Source organism: Rheinheimera nanhaiensis E407-8 (assembly GCF_000296695.1).
Lineage (GTDB): Bacteria > Pseudomonadota > Gammaproteobacteria > Enterobacterales > Alteromonadaceae > Alishewanella > Alishewanella nanhaiensis.
In genome coordinates this window covers 56,797-74,143 of the sequence record NZ_BAFK01000009.1, presented here as the reverse complement: position 1 = coordinate 74,143, position 17,347 = coordinate 56,797, and the positions used below count along the sequence as shown (strand labels likewise).

The following is a 17,347-nucleotide window of genomic DNA, read 5'->3' as shown; positions in this document are numbered from 1 at the left end:
AACGCCAAAAACTAATGCTATCCTGTCGGGCTGATAAAGCGCAATTCGCCGACCTGCGCCTATACCACGCCCAGCGCCAATAGCCAGCCATGACCAATAAATGCTAAAGTCGCGCCACTGAGAAGGCTGCCGCCGGCAGCTGAGATTTTGCGATTAATCAGCGGAGTGAGCATGGATAAAATCTATCATATTGGCACTGTCGGCCAGGCATGGGGCGCAGCAGAAACCGCGCAGTGGTTAAGCGAGCAAACCGTAAAGCGTAGCTTTTTTGCGGAAGTTTTACCGGCAATAGAAGCGTTAACAACCGATTTTACCCTTGAACAATACGGCGAGCTGGATTACCGCCATGTCAGCGGCAAAACCTATCCGCTGTTTGCCGTGAAAAGCCGCAACTGGCAAAGCGATAAACCCACTGTTTTAGTGACCGGTGGTGTGCACGGTTATGAAACCAGTGGCGTGCATGGCGCGCTGCGCTTTTTGCAAACTCAGGCCAAAGCGTACAGCGCTAAATTGAACATACTGGTGTTGCCCTGCATTAGCCCCTGGGGTTATGAAACCATTAACCGCTGGACACCCGACGCGGTAGATCCGAACCGCAGCTTTGCTACCGACGGTAAGGCCGCCGAGGCGCAGTTAGTGCGCCAGTATCTGGCCAGCCTGAACACCTCCTTTGCACTGCATATTGATCTGCACGAAACCACTGACTCGGACAACAGCGAGTTTCGCCCGGCCAAAGCGGCGCGCGATGGTACGGTGAATAAAAACTGGAATATCCCGGATGGCTTTTACACCGTAGATGACAGCGAACACCCCTGCCCGGCGCTGCAAAAAGCCATTATCGACAGTGTCGCCAAGGTGACGCACATTGCTGAAGCCGATGAAAACGGCGAGCTGATTGGCGAGAAAATTGCGCAGTTTGGTGTGATTAACTACGCCAAAGCGAGCCTGGGGTTATGCGGCAGCGTAACCGATGCGCCGCTGGTGAGCACCACCGAGGTATACCCTGACAGCCCAAGCGCGACACCAGAGCAGTGTATTCAGGCGCAAGTCGCGGCAGTGGTCGGGGCGTTGGATTATTTGCTGGCTAATAACTGATTTGAGCCGGCGTTAACGACACCGCAAGAGGCTTTCACCACAACACCTTTTGTGCTCGCCACAGCAACTCGCCGGCACTGTCGTGCCGACTCAGACACTCTGTGGCTGTGCGCAAAAGGGTTCTGGTCGCCTCTTGCTGATCCAGAGTTACGAACTTTGATGTGCTCAATAGTGATAACGGCAGGAAATAATAGTTAGCGCAGCATCATCAACCGCATATACCAGCCGGTTGGTGTCATCAATACGGCGCGACCAGAAGCCGGATAGATTCTCCTTTAACGGCTCAGGTTTGCCAATGCCGTCAAACGGGCTGCGCTTAGTTTCTGTAATCAGTTTATTGATGCGTTTTAGCGTTTTTTTATCCTGGCTTTGCCAGTACAAATAATCTTGCCAGGCTTCATCGGTCCAACACAGTAAGCGACTAGTCACCCACCAACTCTCGCGCTGTGACTTTGCCAGCGTGGTACTGGCCGATAGAGCGCTGCAAATGCTCGGCATTGGCCGGTGAGCGCAGTAAATGCACGGTTTCCATAAGGCTGTTGTAATAGTCCAGTGACATCACTACCGCATCTTCGGCGTCACGCCGTGTAATGACGGTGGTGTCAGCGTCATTCACCACAGCGTCCAGCACCGCTTTTAAGCTATTTCTGGCTTCGGTAAAAGAGACAACTTTCATAGCACCTCAACATGTACGTTAAACAGCACAAGTATAGGTGTAGCAGCGAGACTTGTACAGAAAATAGCACAAGTAAATTCTCGTTAGGCAAGTGCTTACTTAGCAATTGTCTGACTGAGCGCGCCAGCAGCGAGGGCGTTGCTGCGGCGAGCACATCAGGGTTACGGCTTTGACTTGTTTTAAGCGGCTTCCCGCTCAGGAATACGCTCCAGCACGGCTAACAGCAATTCCCAGTACTGGCCAACGGTGGTGATATTGACCATTTCATCCGGCCCGTGTGGGAAACGGATGGTGGGGCCAATGGACACCATATCCATGTCCGGGTACGGCTTTTTAAACAGGCCGCACTCTAAACCGGCGTGGATCACCATAATCACCGGTGCTTTGTTGTAAATGGCCTGATAGGTGTCTTTCACAATCGCCATCACCGGCGAGGCCGGATCGGGCTTCCAGCCCGGATAAGCGCCACTGAACTTTACCGGCACACCGGCCAGCTGCGCTAATGAGCTTAACATGCCCTCAACCTGCTCACGGCCGCTGTCAATTAACGAGCGGATTAAACACAGCAGCTGCACGCTGCCCTCTGTGGTGGTAATGACGCCCATATTCAGCGAGGTTTCTACCACACCGGCAATGTCGTCGCTCATGCGCATTACGCCGTTGGGGCAGACGTTTAACAGATTAACCAACCGCGCCTGCACCTCTGCGGTTAATACCTGCGCCGGCAGCGTGGTTTCTGCCAGGCTTAACTTTAACGCTGGCTCTACGGCGGCTAACTCTTGTTGTAACAGTGCCTGATAATCCGCTACCTGCTGCTGTAACTGGCTCAGTTTGGCGGCCGGCACGGTAAGGGTTACGCTGGCTTCACGCGGAATGGCGTTACGTAGCGAGCCGCCGTTAAACGCGGCAACGCTAAGCTCAAGGCGGCTGGCATTATCGGCTAAAAAGCGCGCCAGTAATTTATTGGCATTGCCGCGGCCTAAATGAATATTCACGCCGGAGTGGCCGCCTTTTAACCCCGTCAGGCTTAAGGTCAGCGCCGTGACACCCGCAGCCGGCGCCTGCCACTGTGCCGGCACGGTAAATTCGGCATCTACACCGCCGGCGCAGCCCATATAAATTTCACCTTCCTGCTCGGAGTCGGTGTTAATTAAGATTTCCGCTTCCAGCATACCGGGCTCAACGCCAAAGGCACCGGTCATGCCCGCTTCTTCGTCGATGGTTAAAAGCACTTCCAGCGGGCCGTGCTTAATGTCATCGCTGCCTAAAATGGCCAGGGCTGAGGCCATACCAATGCCGTTGTCGGCGCCTAAGGTAGTGCCGTTGGCTTTTACCCAGTCGCCATCGACATAGGCTTCGATAGGATCTTTGGTAAAATCATGCACTTTATCGGCATTTTTTTGCGGCACCATATCCAGGTGCGCCTGAATAACCACCGTTTTGCGGTTTTCAAAGCCCGCCGTGGCCGGCTTTTTAATGATCAGGTTGCCGACCTTGTCTTCCTGCACGGTTAAGCCTTTATCACGCGCCCAGGCCTGAATATGCTGGCTTAATGCCTGCTCGTATTTTGACGGGTGAGGAATGGCACAAATTTGGCCGAACCATTGCCATAACGGCTGGGGGTAAAGGGTGGCTAATGCTGACACTACAGGCTCCTGCGGCTTGATATAAGGCAAAAACAAAGGCCGGCATTTTAACACAGCCGGCGCTTTGCAGCCTACCGCCTGCCGTTACTTGTCCTGCGTCAGCGGCTTGTCAGCTTTTGTTTCCGCTTTTACGTCATTTTCTGCCAGCGTTTGCTTAATGGCATTGACCGGAAAGAACACATTCAGCGGTTGCTGCCGCGCCTGTTCCCAAATACTCTTTAACAGCAGGGGCAAACGGCTGATACGGGTGCCACGGGCGCGCAGTGCCACGGTTAGCGCCAGGGTAAAACTGACCCATAAGTTAACAAAACCAATCAGCAGCACAAACAGCAAGTGCAGCAAAAAGCTAAGCAGGCCAATTTCACCACTGACCGCACTGTAGCCCAAATTGGCCGACGAAAACGCCACGTGGCGGATATCCAACGGCAGGCCGCTGACATAACCCAGATAACCGGTCATGCCCAGCAGTACACCAAAGAAAAAGTTGCCGGCCAGGGCGCCGTAATTATCATGCAGATAATCCGCCAGCTTCTGCCGTGGGCCATCACGCAGCAGCTTTTTTAACAGCGGGTGGTGAAACAGCCGCAGGCGCAGCTCCAGGCAATTGGCGCGGTTATCAAAAAAGCCGGCAATAATACCGGCACAAAACAACCAGACACCGGCAATAGCGGCATATAACAGCGCTAAGCTGGTCACTGGAGAAATAGCACCCAACTGATAACTTACCTGAGCCGCATCCAGCAGTGGTGTACCACGCAGCAGCACCGTAGCCAGCGCTATGCTGCTGGCCAGCACAATAGCCACACTGACGTTGCCCCACACGGCGGCCCACTGTGAGCGGTTTACGTCAATCAGCAGGCTGGCCAGTTTACGGTTTACCGCGCGGCCGTTTTCACCGCGCTCTACCTCCTGGGCAAAGCTGGCCGCTGTCATCGCCGGCTGCTTGGTGGCAATGGTAAAGTGCAGCATATGTATAAGCACAAAGCCCAGGCCGTAATTCAGGCTTACCAGTAACGCATTGTTAAACGGGCTAAAGCCCTGGCTTTCAATAAAAATTTTACTCAGCGCCATCAGCGCAATAATCACACCGGCACCGGCGGCCGAGCGCATCAGGGCAAAAAAGCCGGCGCGGTCACGGGTAATGTAGTGCTCGCCATGGCCACTTTTATTCACCGTGATACTTTTTGACAGCATCTGAGTGCTGGAGCGCCACAGCGCACTGATACTATTTTGCTCGGTGCTGGCTTCAATTAAGGTGCTGAACAAACTAAACAGTTTTTGCCGCTGTACCGCAGGCTCACTGATGAGTAAATCGACCAGTAAGGCTATCCGATCCAGCGTTTGCTCTAACCGCTCCAGTAAATGCGCCACAGCGACCGAGCTGCCGACACCGGCACCACGGCGGCGCAGCCGCTCTACCTGCTCGCGTGACTGGGCCATCATTACGTCTAAATGCGCGGTATCTAATAATGGCAGTTCAGGGTTTAGCAGTTGCTGCTTGCCGCTTTCGACAAACAGGTTCATCTCACGGCTAAGGGCAATAAAAGGCGAGTCGACACTGGCCAGGCGCCGGTCTAAGCGCATCAAATCAGGTTCTATCTCTTCGGCCGCGACCCAAATGGCCAGCATTTCCAGCGCGTACAGGCACTCTTCACGAAAATGGCCGTGCATTTTAGCTAGGGTGGCCTCGCTGCACTGGGCCGCTAAGGCATCAAAGCAGCCTAGCATGGCCTCAGCGCCGCCCTGCTGCAGCCACAAGGCTTCGGGTTTGCCGTTAAACATTTGCACCAGCACGTCTTTAAAATCGTTTTGGTCGCGCGGTGCCGGGTTAAGCCGCTCGTACAGGCGGGAGGCAGTTTCACGGAAAAAGCCGCGGCGGGAAAACAGGCCTAAGTTGACCAGAGCCGGGTAAATATTCACCTCGCCCAGCCAGTTAAACAACACCTCGCTAATAGCTGCAGCATGTTTCGGGTTGGTTTGCAGCGCATCGCATAGTTTATGTGGCCGCTGAGCGTGGTCTACGCCCAGGCCGTTGTAGCTAAGCCAGTTCACCAGGCTGGTAAGCAGACTAACGGCGCAGCGCTGCTCTGACACACTTCTAACCAGGGTTACGGCACCCAGTGTATCCATCTTTTGCCTCCGGCGCTGTTAAGATATGGCAGGACTATACCCAAAACCGCCAGTAGCCGCAAAACGCTTTCGGTTAAGCGATGTGTTATTGTGGCTTCCGTATGGTGATAGTTCAGCAGTATGGTGATAGTTCAGCGGTTTTGTTGCTATGTACCGGCAGCTGTTGTAACAGGCTGCTGAAGTCGGCATCAACAGGGGCCTGCTCGCCGTGTTCCAGCAGCAAATAGCCATCCCGGCCATGCTGTTTGACCCAGTACAGTGCCTGATCCGCCAGTTGCAGTTGCTGCTGCCAGTCGGCCGCCGGCGCAAAACTTACCGCGCCGACCGAACCGGTTAACCGGCTAAACACCTGGCTGTAAGGCCAGGGCTGGCTGCGCATGGCGGCCAGCAGCCGCTGCAGCAACTGCGGCACATCGGCGCTGTGCTCGAGGATCAGTAAAAACTCTTCGCCGCCCCAACGCACCAGATGATCGGTACTGCGACAATTTTGCCGCACTATGTCGGCCACCTGACGCAGTATTGCGTCACCGATCTGATGGCCCAGCTTATCGTTAATACGTTTAAAATGGTCCAGGTCCAGCAGCGCCAGGGTTAGCGGCTCATGAGCGCGCTCGGCCCGTGCCAGAATTTGGCGGATATTGCTGTCAACATAGTGCCGGTTATACAAGCCGGTTAACGCATCCTGCATACTCAGTTGCTGTAACTTCTGGTTTGCCTCATGCAGCGCCTGAGTGCGCTCTGCCACTTGCCACTCTAACCGCAGCTGCGCATTGGCCAGGGCCGATAAGCGCCAGCGATACAGCCCCCACAGCGCCAGAACCACCAGCAGCATAAACAGGCTACGCGCCAGCCAGGTTTGATACCAGTAGGGGGTTAACTGCACCGACAGCTCGACAGTGTCGCTCCAGCGGTAATCACCGGCCACCCGCACCTGCAGCAAAAAGCGGTAGGCGCCAGCCGGCAGGTTGGTATAAAACGCTTCGCGCCGGTTAAGGGCGTAAATCCAGTCCTCGTCATAACCTTGCAACTGATAACGAAATTCCAGTGATGAAGCCTGCAGAAAAAACGGCGCGGTAAAACGGATGCGCCAGTCACGCGCTTCAGGTGGCAGGCTGATTTGCGACTCCAGGTATTGCTGGCCGCCAGCAATAACAGCGCTAACCACAGGCTCTGGCACTGCGCTGTGATGAATAAGCTGCTGCAGTGGCAGCGATACCACGCCATCTAAAGTGGGGTACCACACCCGGCCCTGATGCACTAAACCCTTGCTACTGCCGGCACCATTGCAGCAGCGGTGTGAGTCGGTTTCAGCCTCGGGCCGGCGATCGTCTACCAGCATATATAGCTGGTCTATTTTGCCCTGCGCCAGCGCCGGATAACTTAGCCGGTAAAAGCCCTGAAAGTTACTGATCAGCAGTTGGTTATCAATTTTTTCAACATGCATTACGCCATTGCCGGGCAGGCCGCTGCGCTGATTAAACCAGTGCCAGGCACCGGGCTGGCCATAAATAAAACCCTGATCAAAACTGCCTATCAGTAAGTTGCCATCAGCAAACTGTTTAATCACACTGATAAAACTGCCGGACAAGGGCGTATCCAGCACCGGCGCAAAGCCGCTATTGTCGCCCAGATACAGGCCATTTTCTGTGCCTATCCACAAGCGGTTTTGCTGATCTGGCAGCACTATTCTCACTTTGGCCGTTTGCAGTAGCGCCGGCAAGGCGTCTTGGCGCAGCTCGTCATGCTGCAGATAATACAAGCCGCCATTGGTGCCCACCCATAACCGCTCTCCCTGGCGTGCCATAGTGGTCACCAGTAAATGGCTGATACTGTCATAATTGCGCTGCCAGGCCAGCGTTTGCCGGTCCAGCCGGCTTAGGCCGGCACGGGTACCCACCCAGAGATCATCGCCATCGGTCAGTAAACTATAGATAAACGGATTAGGCAGATACTGATTGGCGCTAAGCGGCTGAAACTTGCCATATTGTAACAGCGACAACCCCGCGCTGGTGCCCACCAGCACATGCTGTTGCCAGGCCTCCAGCGCCCAGACATAAGGATCGGGTATGCCCTGCGCTTTGCTAAAGCGTTGGGTTGGCGGCTGACGTAAACGCTTTAAGCCGTGCGAGCGACTGCCAAACCACAGGTTCTGGTGTTTATCCTGCAGCATGCTTTCTACCCAGACAAAGTCCTGGTGCTTGCCTTTCACATAATCAGTCCGCTGCACCTGGCCACGCTCAATTAAATAGGTGTTACTGTAATTACTCACCCACAGCCGCTGCTGGGTGTCGGTATACAGCAGCTCTATGCGCGCTTCGCTGCCCTGCTCAGGCAGCGCGACTGGCTGCCAGCTCTGATTAGCCCAGCGGTATAAACCGGCCGTGCTGCCCAGATATAATTGGCCGTCCTGCCATGCCAGCTCACTGATTTGCATCGTTGGCAACGCATCGGGTTTGCCATGCCATTGATAATGGCCCTGATCTAGCGAGGCAAAACCGTCCTGCGCACCGATATATGTAAGAATGTCGTGGTGCTGAAACAGCTGAAAAACCGGGCCCTGATGCGCCGGCACCTGTTGCAACTGCTGTTGTTGCCAGCGGTATAAGCGGCTACCACCAATATACATAGTGCCGTCGGTCAGTTCGGCAAAACCTGTAATAGCGCCTTGTAGCGGCGCGTCTTTGTCCAGCCGGCTAAATTGACCATCCTGGTAACGCATTAAACCATTCACACTGCCAATCCACAGCCGGCCTTGCTGGTCAAAATGCAAGGCGGTAATTAAATTAGACGACATTTCTGGCATATTCGCCGTGTTAAACACGTCAAATTGCAGGCCATCAAAGCGGGCCAGGCCATTTTGGCTGCCCAGCCAGAGGAACCCCTGCTGATCCTGCACGATGGCCGTCACCGAAATTTGTGGCAAACCGGCTTCCACCGACCACACCCGGTACAAATAATCCTGTTGGCTTAACACCAAGGCCTGGGCACTTCGCAGTGGCACCAGGCAAAGCCAGCACAGCGTGATGATATAAGTACCAAGCCTGAGCAAAATGCAGCATCCTTTACAAAAAACGTAAATATGATGTGACTTTACTATAGCCTGTTTTACCAACAACAGCGGAAGCCGGACGAGTGGTATTTTTAACCGCCTGAGCGGTCAGCTTGCGGCAATGGTCTTACCAGTGTAAGCTGCTGGACACCTTGTATTGCAGGATTTTTTTAATGGCCACTTCGCTGCGTAAAGCTAACTGGGGCTTAAAACTTTTCGCCTGGCGCTATATTCCGCTAATTGGTTTTTGCTCACCGAACATCGTGCGGATGGACAGCAAAACGCTGGAAGTCACCATGCCGCACAGCTGGCGCACCAAAAATCATTTGGGCAGTATTTACTTTGGCGCCCTGGCCATCGGTGCCGACCTTGCCGGCGCGTTTTTAGTGTTTAGCAAAGCCAAAGCCCGCGGCGTAAATGCCAATTTTGCTTTTAAAGATGTTACAGGCCACTTTTTAAAACGGCCGGAAGCCACAGTGCACTTTACCAGCCATGATGGCGATATTATCGATGCGATGATTGATGCATCTCTGGCCACGGGCGAGCGCATTAACAAGCCGGTTTCGGTGGTGGTAACCTGCCCCAGCCTGCATGGCGATGAGCCCATGGCTACCTTTACGCTAACCTTGTCGGTTAAAGCCAAAAAGAAAAAAAGCTAGCTCATTTCGTCGCATTACCGCAGGAGACGGCATACCCACATCAACACGCCGTGAACCCATCCATGGGGGCTCGATTCGGCCATCCTGGCCTGCAACGGTTGCCTTAGGGTATACCGAATCCTTACTAAGTTCGTATCATATTTGCAGCTATAGCCAACAACGACTAAAATCCGCAGTCTTTACGCCTTACGCCCAAGCGAGCCTGACTTTTATGCAACACTTAGCCGGCAATTTGTTTATCGTCTCTGCGCCCAGCGGTGCGGGAAAATCCAGCCTGATCCAAGCCCTGCTGAAGCGCCACAGCGATATGCAGGTCAGTGTATCACACACCACGCGCGCACCGCGCCCGGGCGAGCAGGACGGCGTGCATTACCACTTTATCAGTGTTGCTGAATTTAAAGCCTTAATTGCCAAAGACGAGTTTTTTGAATGGGCAGAAGTGTTTGGCAATTACTACGGCACGTCAAAAAGTACCATACGCGATAGCTTAAGCCGTGGCATTGACGTGTTTTTAGATATCGACTGGCAGGGTGCCCGGCAAATAAAGACGCAGGAAAGCTCGGCCAAAGGCATTTTTATCCTGCCGCCCAGTTTAGCTGAGCTGGAGCAGCGCCTGACCAAACGCGGCCAGGACTCAAACGACGTAATCGCCAAGCGCATGGCGCAGGCACAAAGCGAGATGAGCCATGCCGATGAGTACGAGTATCTGATTATTAACGATAACTTTGACAACGCGCTAAACGAATTTGAACGCATCGTACTGGCACAGCGCAACAGCTTTGGCAGCCAGGCCAGCAAACATCAGGCGCTACTGACGCAACTGTTGGCGAAAACAGCAAACTAGCGTAAACTATGCGGTCTGGTGAATACCCGCACATTCGGAGCAATAGATGGCACGCGTAACTGTTCAAGATGCAGTAGATAAAATTGGTAACCGTTTTGATTTAATTCTGGTGGCTGCACGCCGTGCCCGTCAGTTAGCCGTAGAAGGCAAAGAGCCACTGGTCGATATTGAAAACGATAAACCTACGGTGGTGGCCCTGCGTGAAATTGAAAAAGGCCTGATCACCAACTCGGTACTGGACGAGCAAGAGCGCCGCGACCAGATGCAACAGGAAGCGTCAGAAATGGCCGCTGTTGCTGCGATTATCGGTTCAGACCACTAAAAAGCCCCGCCATCTGCAGGCCAGCGGCGTATTAGCCGTTGGCAACTGCAATAAATAGACGTATATTCATAATAAATCCCGCGCTTAACGGCGTGTGTTGTTTGCTGTCGCAGTTTGGGAGCACCGGTGTATTTATTTGAAGGTCTGAAAAATCAGATTAGCGCTTACTTGCCACCCGAGCAGGTTGCTTTAGTGCAACAGGCTTATATCGTGGCGAGAGACGCGCACGCGCCGCAAACCCGCTCCAGTGGCGAGCCGTATATTACCCACCCGGTGGCAGTAAGCAGCATACTGGCTGACATGCACTTGGACCATGAAACCCTGATGGCCGCCCTGCTGCATGACGTGATAGAAGACACACCGGTCAGCAAAGAAGATTTAGCCAATCAGTTTGGCGATACCGTCGCCGAGCTGGTGCAGGGTGTGAGTAAACTTGATAAGGTAAAGTTCAAAGACTATCAGGAATTTGAAGTTACCAACCTGCAAAAAATGTTTATGGCGATGACGCAGGATATCCGCGTTATTCTCATTAAGCTGGCCGACCGCACCCACAATATGCGCACCCTGGGTGCCCTTAGGCCAGAAAAACGCCGCCGCATTGCCAAAGAAACCCTAGAGCTGTACGCCCCTATCGCCAACCGCCTGGGTATTCACAATATTAAAAACGAGCTGGAAGACTGGGGCTTTCAGGCGCTGTACCCGATGCGCTACCGTGCGCTGTCAACAGCGGTAAAACAGGCGCGCGGCAACCGCCATGAGCTGCTGGAAAAAATCCGCCACGAAATTTTAGGCCGGCTCGAGCAGGCCGGTATTGCCGCCGAAGTGAGCGGCCGCGAAAAACACCTGTACAGCATCTACCGCAAAATGAAAAACAAAGAGCTGATGTTCAATGACGTGATGGACATCTATGCCTTTCGCGTGGTGGTAGACAGCATAGATAATTGCTACCGCACCCTGGGTGTGGTGCATAACCTGTATAAACCGATTGAGATCCGCTTTAAAGACTATATTGCTATCCCCAAGCAAAATGGTTATCAGTCGCTGCATACCTCTTTGGTGGGGCCGCACGGCATACCGGTCGAAATTCAAATGCGTACCCGCGAAATGGACGAAATGGCCGACAAGGGTATCGCCGCACACTGGCTGTATAAAGCCAATGGCCAGCATCAGGATACCACTGCACAAATTCGCGCCAGGCGCTGGATGCAAAGCCTGCTGGAGCTGCAGCAAAATGCCGGCAACAGCACCGAGTTTGTCGAGAATGTAAAATCGGAGCTATATCCCGACGAGCTGTATGTGTTCTCGCCCAAGGGCAAAATTGTCGAGCTGCCGATTGGCGCCACCGCTGTCGATTTTGCCTACGCCGTACATACCGACATTGGTAACCGCTGCGTCGGCGCCAAGGTAGACCGCCGGCCTTACCCGTTAAATAAGCCACTGGAAACCGGCCAGACGGTAGAAATTGTCACCAGCCCGGGCGGTAAACCCAATGCTAACTGGCTGAACTATGTGGTAACCAGCCGGGCGATTTTAGGTATACGCAACTACCTGAAAAAGCAGCAGCAAAACGAGTCGGTCAGTTTAGGCCGCCGATTGCTGGGCTCGGCGCTGGGCGAAGTGAAGCTGGAAGATATCGCGCCCGAGCGCATTGAGCAGGTGCTGCAAAACACTAAACAAAAATCGCTTGATGAGCTGTGCAGTGAAATTGGCCTGGGTAACCAGCTGGCCATAGCTGTTGCCCGCCGCTTACTGGGCGAGTTTGACTCGGATGAGTCCAGCAGCAAAGACAATGCCGGCCCGATGCCGAAAAGCAAAGCCTTTATCATTGGCTCTGAGGGCATGCTGCTCACCTTTGCCAAATGCTGCCGGCCGATACCGGGTGATGATATTGTCGCCAGCGCCACACCGGGCAAAGGCTTAAACGTGCACCGCGCCGATTGCCGTAATATCAAAGGCTGGGATAAAGAGCCCGGTAAGTTTTTCCCGGTACGCTGGGATAAAACCGGTGACAAACAGTTCTTGTGCGATATCCGCGTGTTTATTGTCAACCGTCAGGGGGTGCTGGCCAAGCTCACTACCCTGATTGCCGGCCAGGACTCCAATATTCAGGATCTAGCGACCGACGACAGAGACACCGGTGAATATGTGATTAAAATTACCTTGTCGGTACGCGACAGGGTGCATTTGGCCAATGTGATGCGCAAAATCCGCGTGATGCCGGATGTACAGAAAGTTTACAGAAGGAAATAACAGTAATGTCTAAAGTGATTATCCGTACCAACGACGCGCCTGCGGCCATCGGCACCTACAGCCAGGCGGTAAAAATTGGTACTACGGTGTATTTATCCGGCCAAATTCCACTGGTGCCTGCCAGCATGCAAATGGTGTCACAAGACTTTGCCGAGCAAACCCATCAGGTGTTTAACAACCTGGCGGCGGTGTGTGAAGCAGCTGGCGGCGGCTTAAACGACATGGTCAAGGTGAATATTTTTCTTACCGATTTAAGCCAGTTTGCCACGGTAAATGAGATTATGAGCCAGTACTTTGCTGAGCCTTATCCGGCCCGTGCGGCGGTACAGGTGTCAGCCTTGCCACGCGGCGCCCAGATTGAAATTGACGGCGTGATGGAAGTACCGTCAACCCATTAAATACTATGGCAAACCTGTGGCAGCACTACCTCACCCCAGCCTTGTTGTGCAGCCTGTTGGCGGCGCAACCCCTGGCGGCGGAAGAACCCCTGCCACAACGCTCGGCCAGCCAGCCGCAATTGCTGTGGTGTTTGGATCATTTTCCACGCTTTCATCACTATGAAGAGGTAAACACCCCCTTTGGTCCTTCGGTAGATTTAATGCAGGAGTTGGCCAGGCGTGCCGGTTTTAGCCTGGTGTTTACCCCCCGTACCGCAGTTTCCCGCTGTTTTCGTCTGATGGCCGAAGGTAAGGTGGATTTAATGACCAACCTGAAATTCAGCGCCGAGCGCGATGCCATTATGCACATGCTGCCTTATAACCAGACGGTGCCGGAAAGCCTGTTTCTGCGCGCCGATGATAAAAGGCGCATCGACAGCGAAGCCCAGCTGCAGCAGCTGACGCTGGTCAGTATCCGCGGTTATCTGTATTCACCGGCCATGATGGCACTGCTGGCGCAAAAGCAGCGCCACGTGGTGGAAGTGGACAGTATAGAATCCGGGCTGGAAATGGTGTTTCGCCAGCGGGTAGATGGTTTGGTATCGCCTACCGTCAGTACCACTGATGCCATCAACAATACCGCAGGCTACGCCCACCGTTTTCGCCGCGCCGCCATCGACTTAAGCCGCGGCCAGGCAAGTTATATTCATATCGGCCTGTCCCGCCTTAGCCCGCATGCGGCGCTGGCCGGTAAATTGCGTGATGAGCTGGCGGCTATGATTGCCGACGGCACCGTTGCACGCTTGTATGCAGAACCCACGCAAGCCCCGCTTGCCGGCGCCAGCAAGCCCTGATGAGCACCTCGTTGGCCAAACTGCCAGTGTCGGCTATTAAAGGCGTTGGGGCAAAAGTGGCTGAAAAGCTCGATAAGCTTGGTATCTACAGCCTGCAGGACATCCTGTTTCATTTACCGCTACGCTATGAGGATCGCACCCGCATTTATGCTATTGCCGATCTTATGCCATTAATGCATGGTACTGTGCTGGGTGAAGTGGTCAGCAGTGAGATCCAACTGGGTAAAAGGCGTAGCTGGCTGGTAAAAATTAAAGATGGCAGCGGCTATCTGACGCTGCGGTTTTTTCATTTTAGTGCTGCGCAAAAAAATGCCGTGACACCGGGCGTGCTGCTACGCTGTTTTGGCGAGGCCAAACGCGGGCCGCGCGGTCTGGAAATGCTACACCCTGAATACCGGGTGCATAATGATGAGCTGCTTACCGAAGTCAGCGAAACCTTAACACCGATTTACCCCACTACCGAGGGCCTGCGTCAGGCCACCTGGCGTAATCTTACCGATGCCGCCTTGTTGCAGCTGCGCAGCAGTGCGCCGGATGAATATCTGGCTGACTATCTGGCACAAAACTGGTCACTGGCCGACGCACTGCAGTATATTCACCGGCCACCGCCGGATGCCAGCCTGCAATTGTTAGAGCTTGGCAAACATCCGGCGCAGCAGCGGCTGATTATGGAAGAGCTGGTGGCACAGCAGCTGAGCATGTATAAACTGCGCAGCCAAAGCCAGCAGCAACAGGCCATAGCTCTGCAGATGGATAACGACCTGCAGCAACGCTTTTTGGCCGCACTGCCCTTTGCGCCCACTCAGGCGCAACAGCGGGTAACCAGCGAGATCCGTCACGACTTAGCTAAAACCTTACCCATGTTACGCCTGGTGCAGGGCGATGTCGGCTCCGGTAAAACGCTCGTCGCTGCTCTTGCTGCGCTTACCGCTATTGGTAATGGTTATCAGGTCGCCCTGATGGCGCCGACAGAGCTGTTGGCCGAGCAACACGCCGCTAATTTTGCCCGTTGGTTTATGCCGCTTGGCATTAACGTGGCCTGGCTGGGCGGTAAAACCAAAGGCAAAGCACGGCAAAGCACACTGGATGCCATCGCCGCTGGCAGCGCCCAGATGATTGTCGGCACCCATGCGTTGTTTCAGCAACAAGTAGCCTTTAAGCAGTTAGCACTGATTATTATCGACGAGCAGCACCGCTTTGGCGTACACCAGCGCCTGGCATTGCGGGAAAAAGGCGGTATTGCAGGCTGTTATCCGCATCAACTGGTGATGACTGCCACACCGATACCACGCACCCTGGCGATGACGGCCTATGCTGATTTAGATACCTCTGTTATTGACGAGCTGCCGCCAGGGCGCACACCGGTCACCACCGTTGCCATACCGGATACGCGCCGCGACGATATTATTCAGCGGGTGCGCAGTGCGGTACAAACCGAGCAGCGCCAAGCCTATTGGGTCTGCACCTTAATTGAAGAGTCAGAAACGCTGCAAAATCAGGCCGCCGAAGACACCTTAGTGCTACTGCAGCAAGCACTGCCGGATTTACGCATTGGCTTAGTACATGGCAGGCTGAAAGCCGCTGACAAACAAGCGGTGATGCAGCAATTTAGCAGCGGCGAATTAGACTTGCTGGTGGCTACCACGGTAATTGAAGTCGGCGTCGATGTGCCCAATGCCAGTTTAATGATTATTGAAAACCCTGAGCGGCTCGGTTTAGCGCAGCTGCACCAGTTACGCGGCCGGGTTGGCCGGGGCAGCACCGCCTCGCATTGTGTGCTGTTGTATCATGCGCCGCTATCGAAAACCGCCCAGGCCCGGCTTGGCGTACTGCGTGATTCTAACGACGGCTTTGTTATTGCCCAGCGTGACCTGGAAATTCGCGGCCCCGGCGAGCTGCTCGGCACCCGCCAGACCGGAGTGCTGCAGTTTAAAATAGCCGACTTAAGCCGTGATGCTGAGTTACTACCCCAGGCCCAACAGCTGGCCACCACACTGTGGCAGCGCAACCCGGCGGCCTGCGAGCAGCTGATTAAACGCTGGCTGGCAAATAAAGAAATTTATGGTAATGCTTAGCCGTGTTTATGCCGGCTACCAGATCATCACGCCAGCCAGTGCACTCACCGCCAGCACCCGCAAAATGCTTTGCTGATAGCGAAATAATGCTATAGCTGCAGCGATACCCAGCAGTAAGGCAAACCAATCGAAACTACCGCTTACCCCTTGCGGCCACAGCACATGGTAGCCAAAAAACAGCGCCAGATTCACAATCACCCCCACCACGGCAGCGGTAATAACAGTCAGCGGTGCAGTAAAAGCGGCTTGTTTACGGCTGCTTTCCACCAGCGGCGCGCCGACTAAAATAAACAGGAAGGACGGCAAAAAGGTAAAAAAAGTCACAATAGCCGCCGCCAGCATACCCGCCAGGGGCAGCATATCAGGCCCGAGCAATTGCGTGGTCCAGCCGGCAATAAAGCCGACAAAGGCCACTACCATAATCAGTGGGCCCGGCGTGCTTTCACCCAGCGCCAGTGCATCGATCATTTGCAGCGCGCTCAGCCAGCTGTAATGCTCTACCGCGCCCTGATACACATAGGGTAATACCGCATAAGCGCCGCCAAAGGTGAGCAGCGCCGCCTTGGTAAAAAACCAGCCTAACTGCGCCTGTGGGCTATGCCAGCCATATAACAGTACCAGCACACCAAGTGAAACCGCCCAGATCCCCAGCCCCAGAGCGATACCCAGCACAAACCGGCGCCAGCTAAATAACTGCCATTTTGGTAATGCCGTGTTGTCGTTTATCACTGCATCGCCCGCTGCAGCATGCGCTGTGCCACTGCCATGTGACACTGGCGGTACTGTTAACTGCGCCGGCCAAAAGCGCATTAACAGCAAACCAATACAGGCCGCAGCCAGTACGATATAGGGAAAAGGTAGCTTAAATACGGCTATGCCAATAAGCGCCGCTAACGCCAGCAGTTTAAGGGCGCGGGTGTGTAAGGTTTTTTTACCGATACGCCAGGCAGCAAACAGCACTATGGCGGTTACCGCCGGCTTTACGCCATACAGCAGGCCTTGTACCAGCGGCACCTCGCCATGCGCCAGATACAGCCAGGCCAACAAGCTTAAGATAAAAAACGACGGCAGAATAAATAATAAACCGGCGATTAGGGCACCTTTGGCACCGTGTAATAGCCAGCCAATATAGGTGGCCAATTGCTGTGCCTCGGGCCCGGGCAGTAACATACAATAATTCAGCGCATGCAAAAAGCGTGCTTCAGAAATCCAGCGGCGTTTATCCACCAGCTCCTGATGCATCATGCCCAGTTGCCCGGCCGGCCCGCCAAAGCTGATAAAGCCCAGCTTTAACCAGTATAAAAACGCTTCGCGCAGGCTAACGCTTGCTGACGTGGCGGTAACTGCAGCGGTCTGTTTGGTCATCTGAT

14 protein-coding genes are annotated in these 17,347 nt (G+C 54.1%); 8 read left to right on the top strand and 6 right to left on the bottom strand.

Annotation, left to right across the window (positions count from 1 at the left end):
* Positions 1-171: 171 nt before the first annotated feature.
* A complete protein-coding gene (locus RNAN_RS09285; protein ID WP_008221105.1) occupies positions 172-1,095 on the top strand; it encodes a M14 family metallopeptidase in 924 nt (307 codons plus the stop codon).
* A gap of 165 nt (positions 1,096-1,260) precedes the next feature.
* Here RNAN_RS09285 and RNAN_RS09280 read toward each other — a convergent pair whose 3' ends face one another.
* The 5 genes from RNAN_RS09280 to RNAN_RS09260 all read right to left on the bottom strand — a co-directional run bounded on the left by RNAN_RS09280 (position 1,261) and on the right by RNAN_RS09260 (position 8,596).
* Positions 1,261-1,524, bottom strand: coding sequence for a Txe/YoeB family addiction module toxin (locus RNAN_RS09280; RefSeq protein ID WP_008221102.1), 264 nt, complete (start codon positions 1,522-1,524; stop codon positions 1,261-1,263).
* Entirely contained in the window at positions 1,517-1,771 is a 255-nt protein-coding gene (locus tag RNAN_RS09275) for a type II toxin-antitoxin system Phd/YefM family antitoxin (RefSeq protein WP_008221100.1), read from the bottom strand. The genes RNAN_RS09280 and RNAN_RS09275 overlap by 8 nt, the downstream gene beginning before the upstream one ends.
* A gap of 179 nt (positions 1,772-1,950) precedes the next feature.
* The gene (locus RNAN_RS09270; RefSeq protein WP_040551959.1) at positions 1,951-3,417 is read right to left on the bottom strand and encodes an aminoacyl-histidine dipeptidase; all 1,467 of its coding nucleotides are present in this window, start codon (positions 3,415-3,417) and stop codon (positions 1,951-1,953) included.
* 84 nt (positions 3,418-3,501) lie between these two features.
* On the bottom strand, positions 3,502-5,547 hold the full coding sequence (locus RNAN_RS09265) for a site-specific recombinase (protein ID WP_008221096.1): 2,046 nt from the start codon (positions 5,545-5,547) through the stop codon (positions 3,502-3,504).
* 112 nt (positions 5,548-5,659) lie between these two features.
* The gene (locus tag RNAN_RS09260; RefSeq protein ID WP_008221093.1) at positions 5,660-8,596 is read right to left on the bottom strand and encodes a ligand-binding sensor domain-containing diguanylate cyclase; all 2,937 of its coding nucleotides are present in this window, start codon (positions 8,594-8,596) and stop codon (positions 5,660-5,662) included.
* 173 nt (positions 8,597-8,769) lie between these two features.
* On the opposite strand from RNAN_RS09260, the gene RNAN_RS09255 reads away from it, so the two are divergent.
* The 7 genes from RNAN_RS09255 (at position 8,770) to recG (ending at position 15,977) form a co-directional block, all read left to right on the top strand.
* Positions 8,770-9,255, top strand: a complete 486-nt coding sequence (locus RNAN_RS09255; RefSeq protein ID WP_008221090.1) for a PaaI family thioesterase — start codon at positions 8,770-8,772, stop codon at positions 9,253-9,255.
* A gap of 211 nt (positions 9,256-9,466) precedes the next feature.
* A complete protein-coding gene (gene gmk / locus RNAN_RS09250; protein WP_008221088.1) occupies positions 9,467-10,099 on the top strand; it encodes a guanylate kinase in 633 nt (210 codons plus the stop codon).
* A 46-nt stretch (positions 10,100-10,145) separates the two neighbouring features.
* Positions 10,146-10,421, top strand: coding sequence for a DNA-directed RNA polymerase subunit omega (rpoZ, locus tag RNAN_RS09245; protein ID WP_008221086.1), 276 nt, complete (start codon positions 10,146-10,148; stop codon positions 10,419-10,421).
* 126 nt (positions 10,422-10,547) lie between these two features.
* A complete protein-coding gene (spoT, locus tag RNAN_RS09240) occupies positions 10,548-12,671 on the top strand; it encodes a bifunctional GTP diphosphokinase/guanosine-3',5'-bis pyrophosphate 3'-pyrophosphohydrolase (protein ID WP_008221084.1) in 2,124 nt (707 codons plus the stop codon).
* A gap of 5 nt (positions 12,672-12,676) precedes the next feature.
* Positions 12,677-13,069, top strand: a complete 393-nt coding sequence (locus tag RNAN_RS09235; protein ID WP_008221083.1) for a RidA family protein — start codon at positions 12,677-12,679, stop codon at positions 13,067-13,069.
* 5 nt (positions 13,070-13,074) lie between these two features.
* Entirely contained in the window at positions 13,075-13,902 is an 828-nt protein-coding gene (locus tag RNAN_RS09230; RefSeq protein ID WP_008221081.1) for a substrate-binding periplasmic protein, read from the top strand.
* Complete coding sequence (recG, locus tag RNAN_RS09225) at positions 13,902-15,977, top strand: ATP-dependent DNA helicase RecG (protein WP_008221079.1); 2,076 nt, start codon at positions 13,902-13,904, stop codon at positions 15,975-15,977. Before RNAN_RS09230 ends, recG begins: the two co-directional genes overlap by 1 nt.
* A 15-nt stretch (positions 15,978-15,992) precedes the next feature.
* Here recG and chrA read toward each other — a convergent pair whose 3' ends face one another.
* Positions 15,993-17,342, bottom strand: a complete 1,350-nt coding sequence (gene chrA / locus RNAN_RS09220; RefSeq protein WP_008221077.1) for a chromate efflux transporter — start codon at positions 17,340-17,342, stop codon at positions 15,993-15,995.
* Positions 17,343-17,347 lie beyond the last annotated feature (5 nt).

Bases quoted from the DNA above. Each gene is read 5' to 3' on its own strand.
- RNAN_RS09285 (WP_008221105.1), top strand. From the start codon at position 172: ATGGATAAAATCTATCATATTGGCACTGTCGGCCAGGCATGGGGCGCA.
- RNAN_RS09275 (WP_008221100.1), bottom strand. From the start codon at position 1,771: ATGAAAGTTGTCTCTTTTACCGAAGCCAGAAATAGCTTAAAAGCGGTG.
- RNAN_RS09265 (WP_008221096.1), bottom strand. From the start codon at position 5,547: ATGGATACACTGGGTGCCGTAACCCTGGTTAGAAGTGTGTCAGAGCAG.
- RNAN_RS09255 (WP_008221090.1), top strand. From the start codon at position 8,770: ATGGCCACTTCGCTGCGTAAAGCTAACTGGGGCTTAAAACTTTTCGCC.
- gmk (WP_008221088.1), top strand. From the start codon at position 9,467: ATGCAACACTTAGCCGGCAATTTGTTTATCGTCTCTGCGCCCAGCGGT.
- rpoZ (WP_008221086.1), top strand. From the start codon at position 10,146: ATGGCACGCGTAACTGTTCAAGATGCAGTAGATAAAATTGGTAACCGT.
- RNAN_RS09235 (WP_008221083.1), top strand. From the start codon at position 12,677: ATGTCTAAAGTGATTATCCGTACCAACGACGCGCCTGCGGCCATCGGC.
- RNAN_RS09230 (WP_008221081.1), top strand. From the start codon at position 13,075: ATGGCAAACCTGTGGCAGCACTACCTCACCCCAGCCTTGTTGTGCAGC.
- recG (WP_008221079.1), top strand. From the start codon at position 13,902: ATGAGCACCTCGTTGGCCAAACTGCCAGTGTCGGCTATTAAAGGCGTT.
- chrA (WP_008221077.1), bottom strand. From the start codon at position 17,342: ATGACCAAACAGACCGCTGCAGTTACCGCCACGTCAGCAAGCGTTAGC.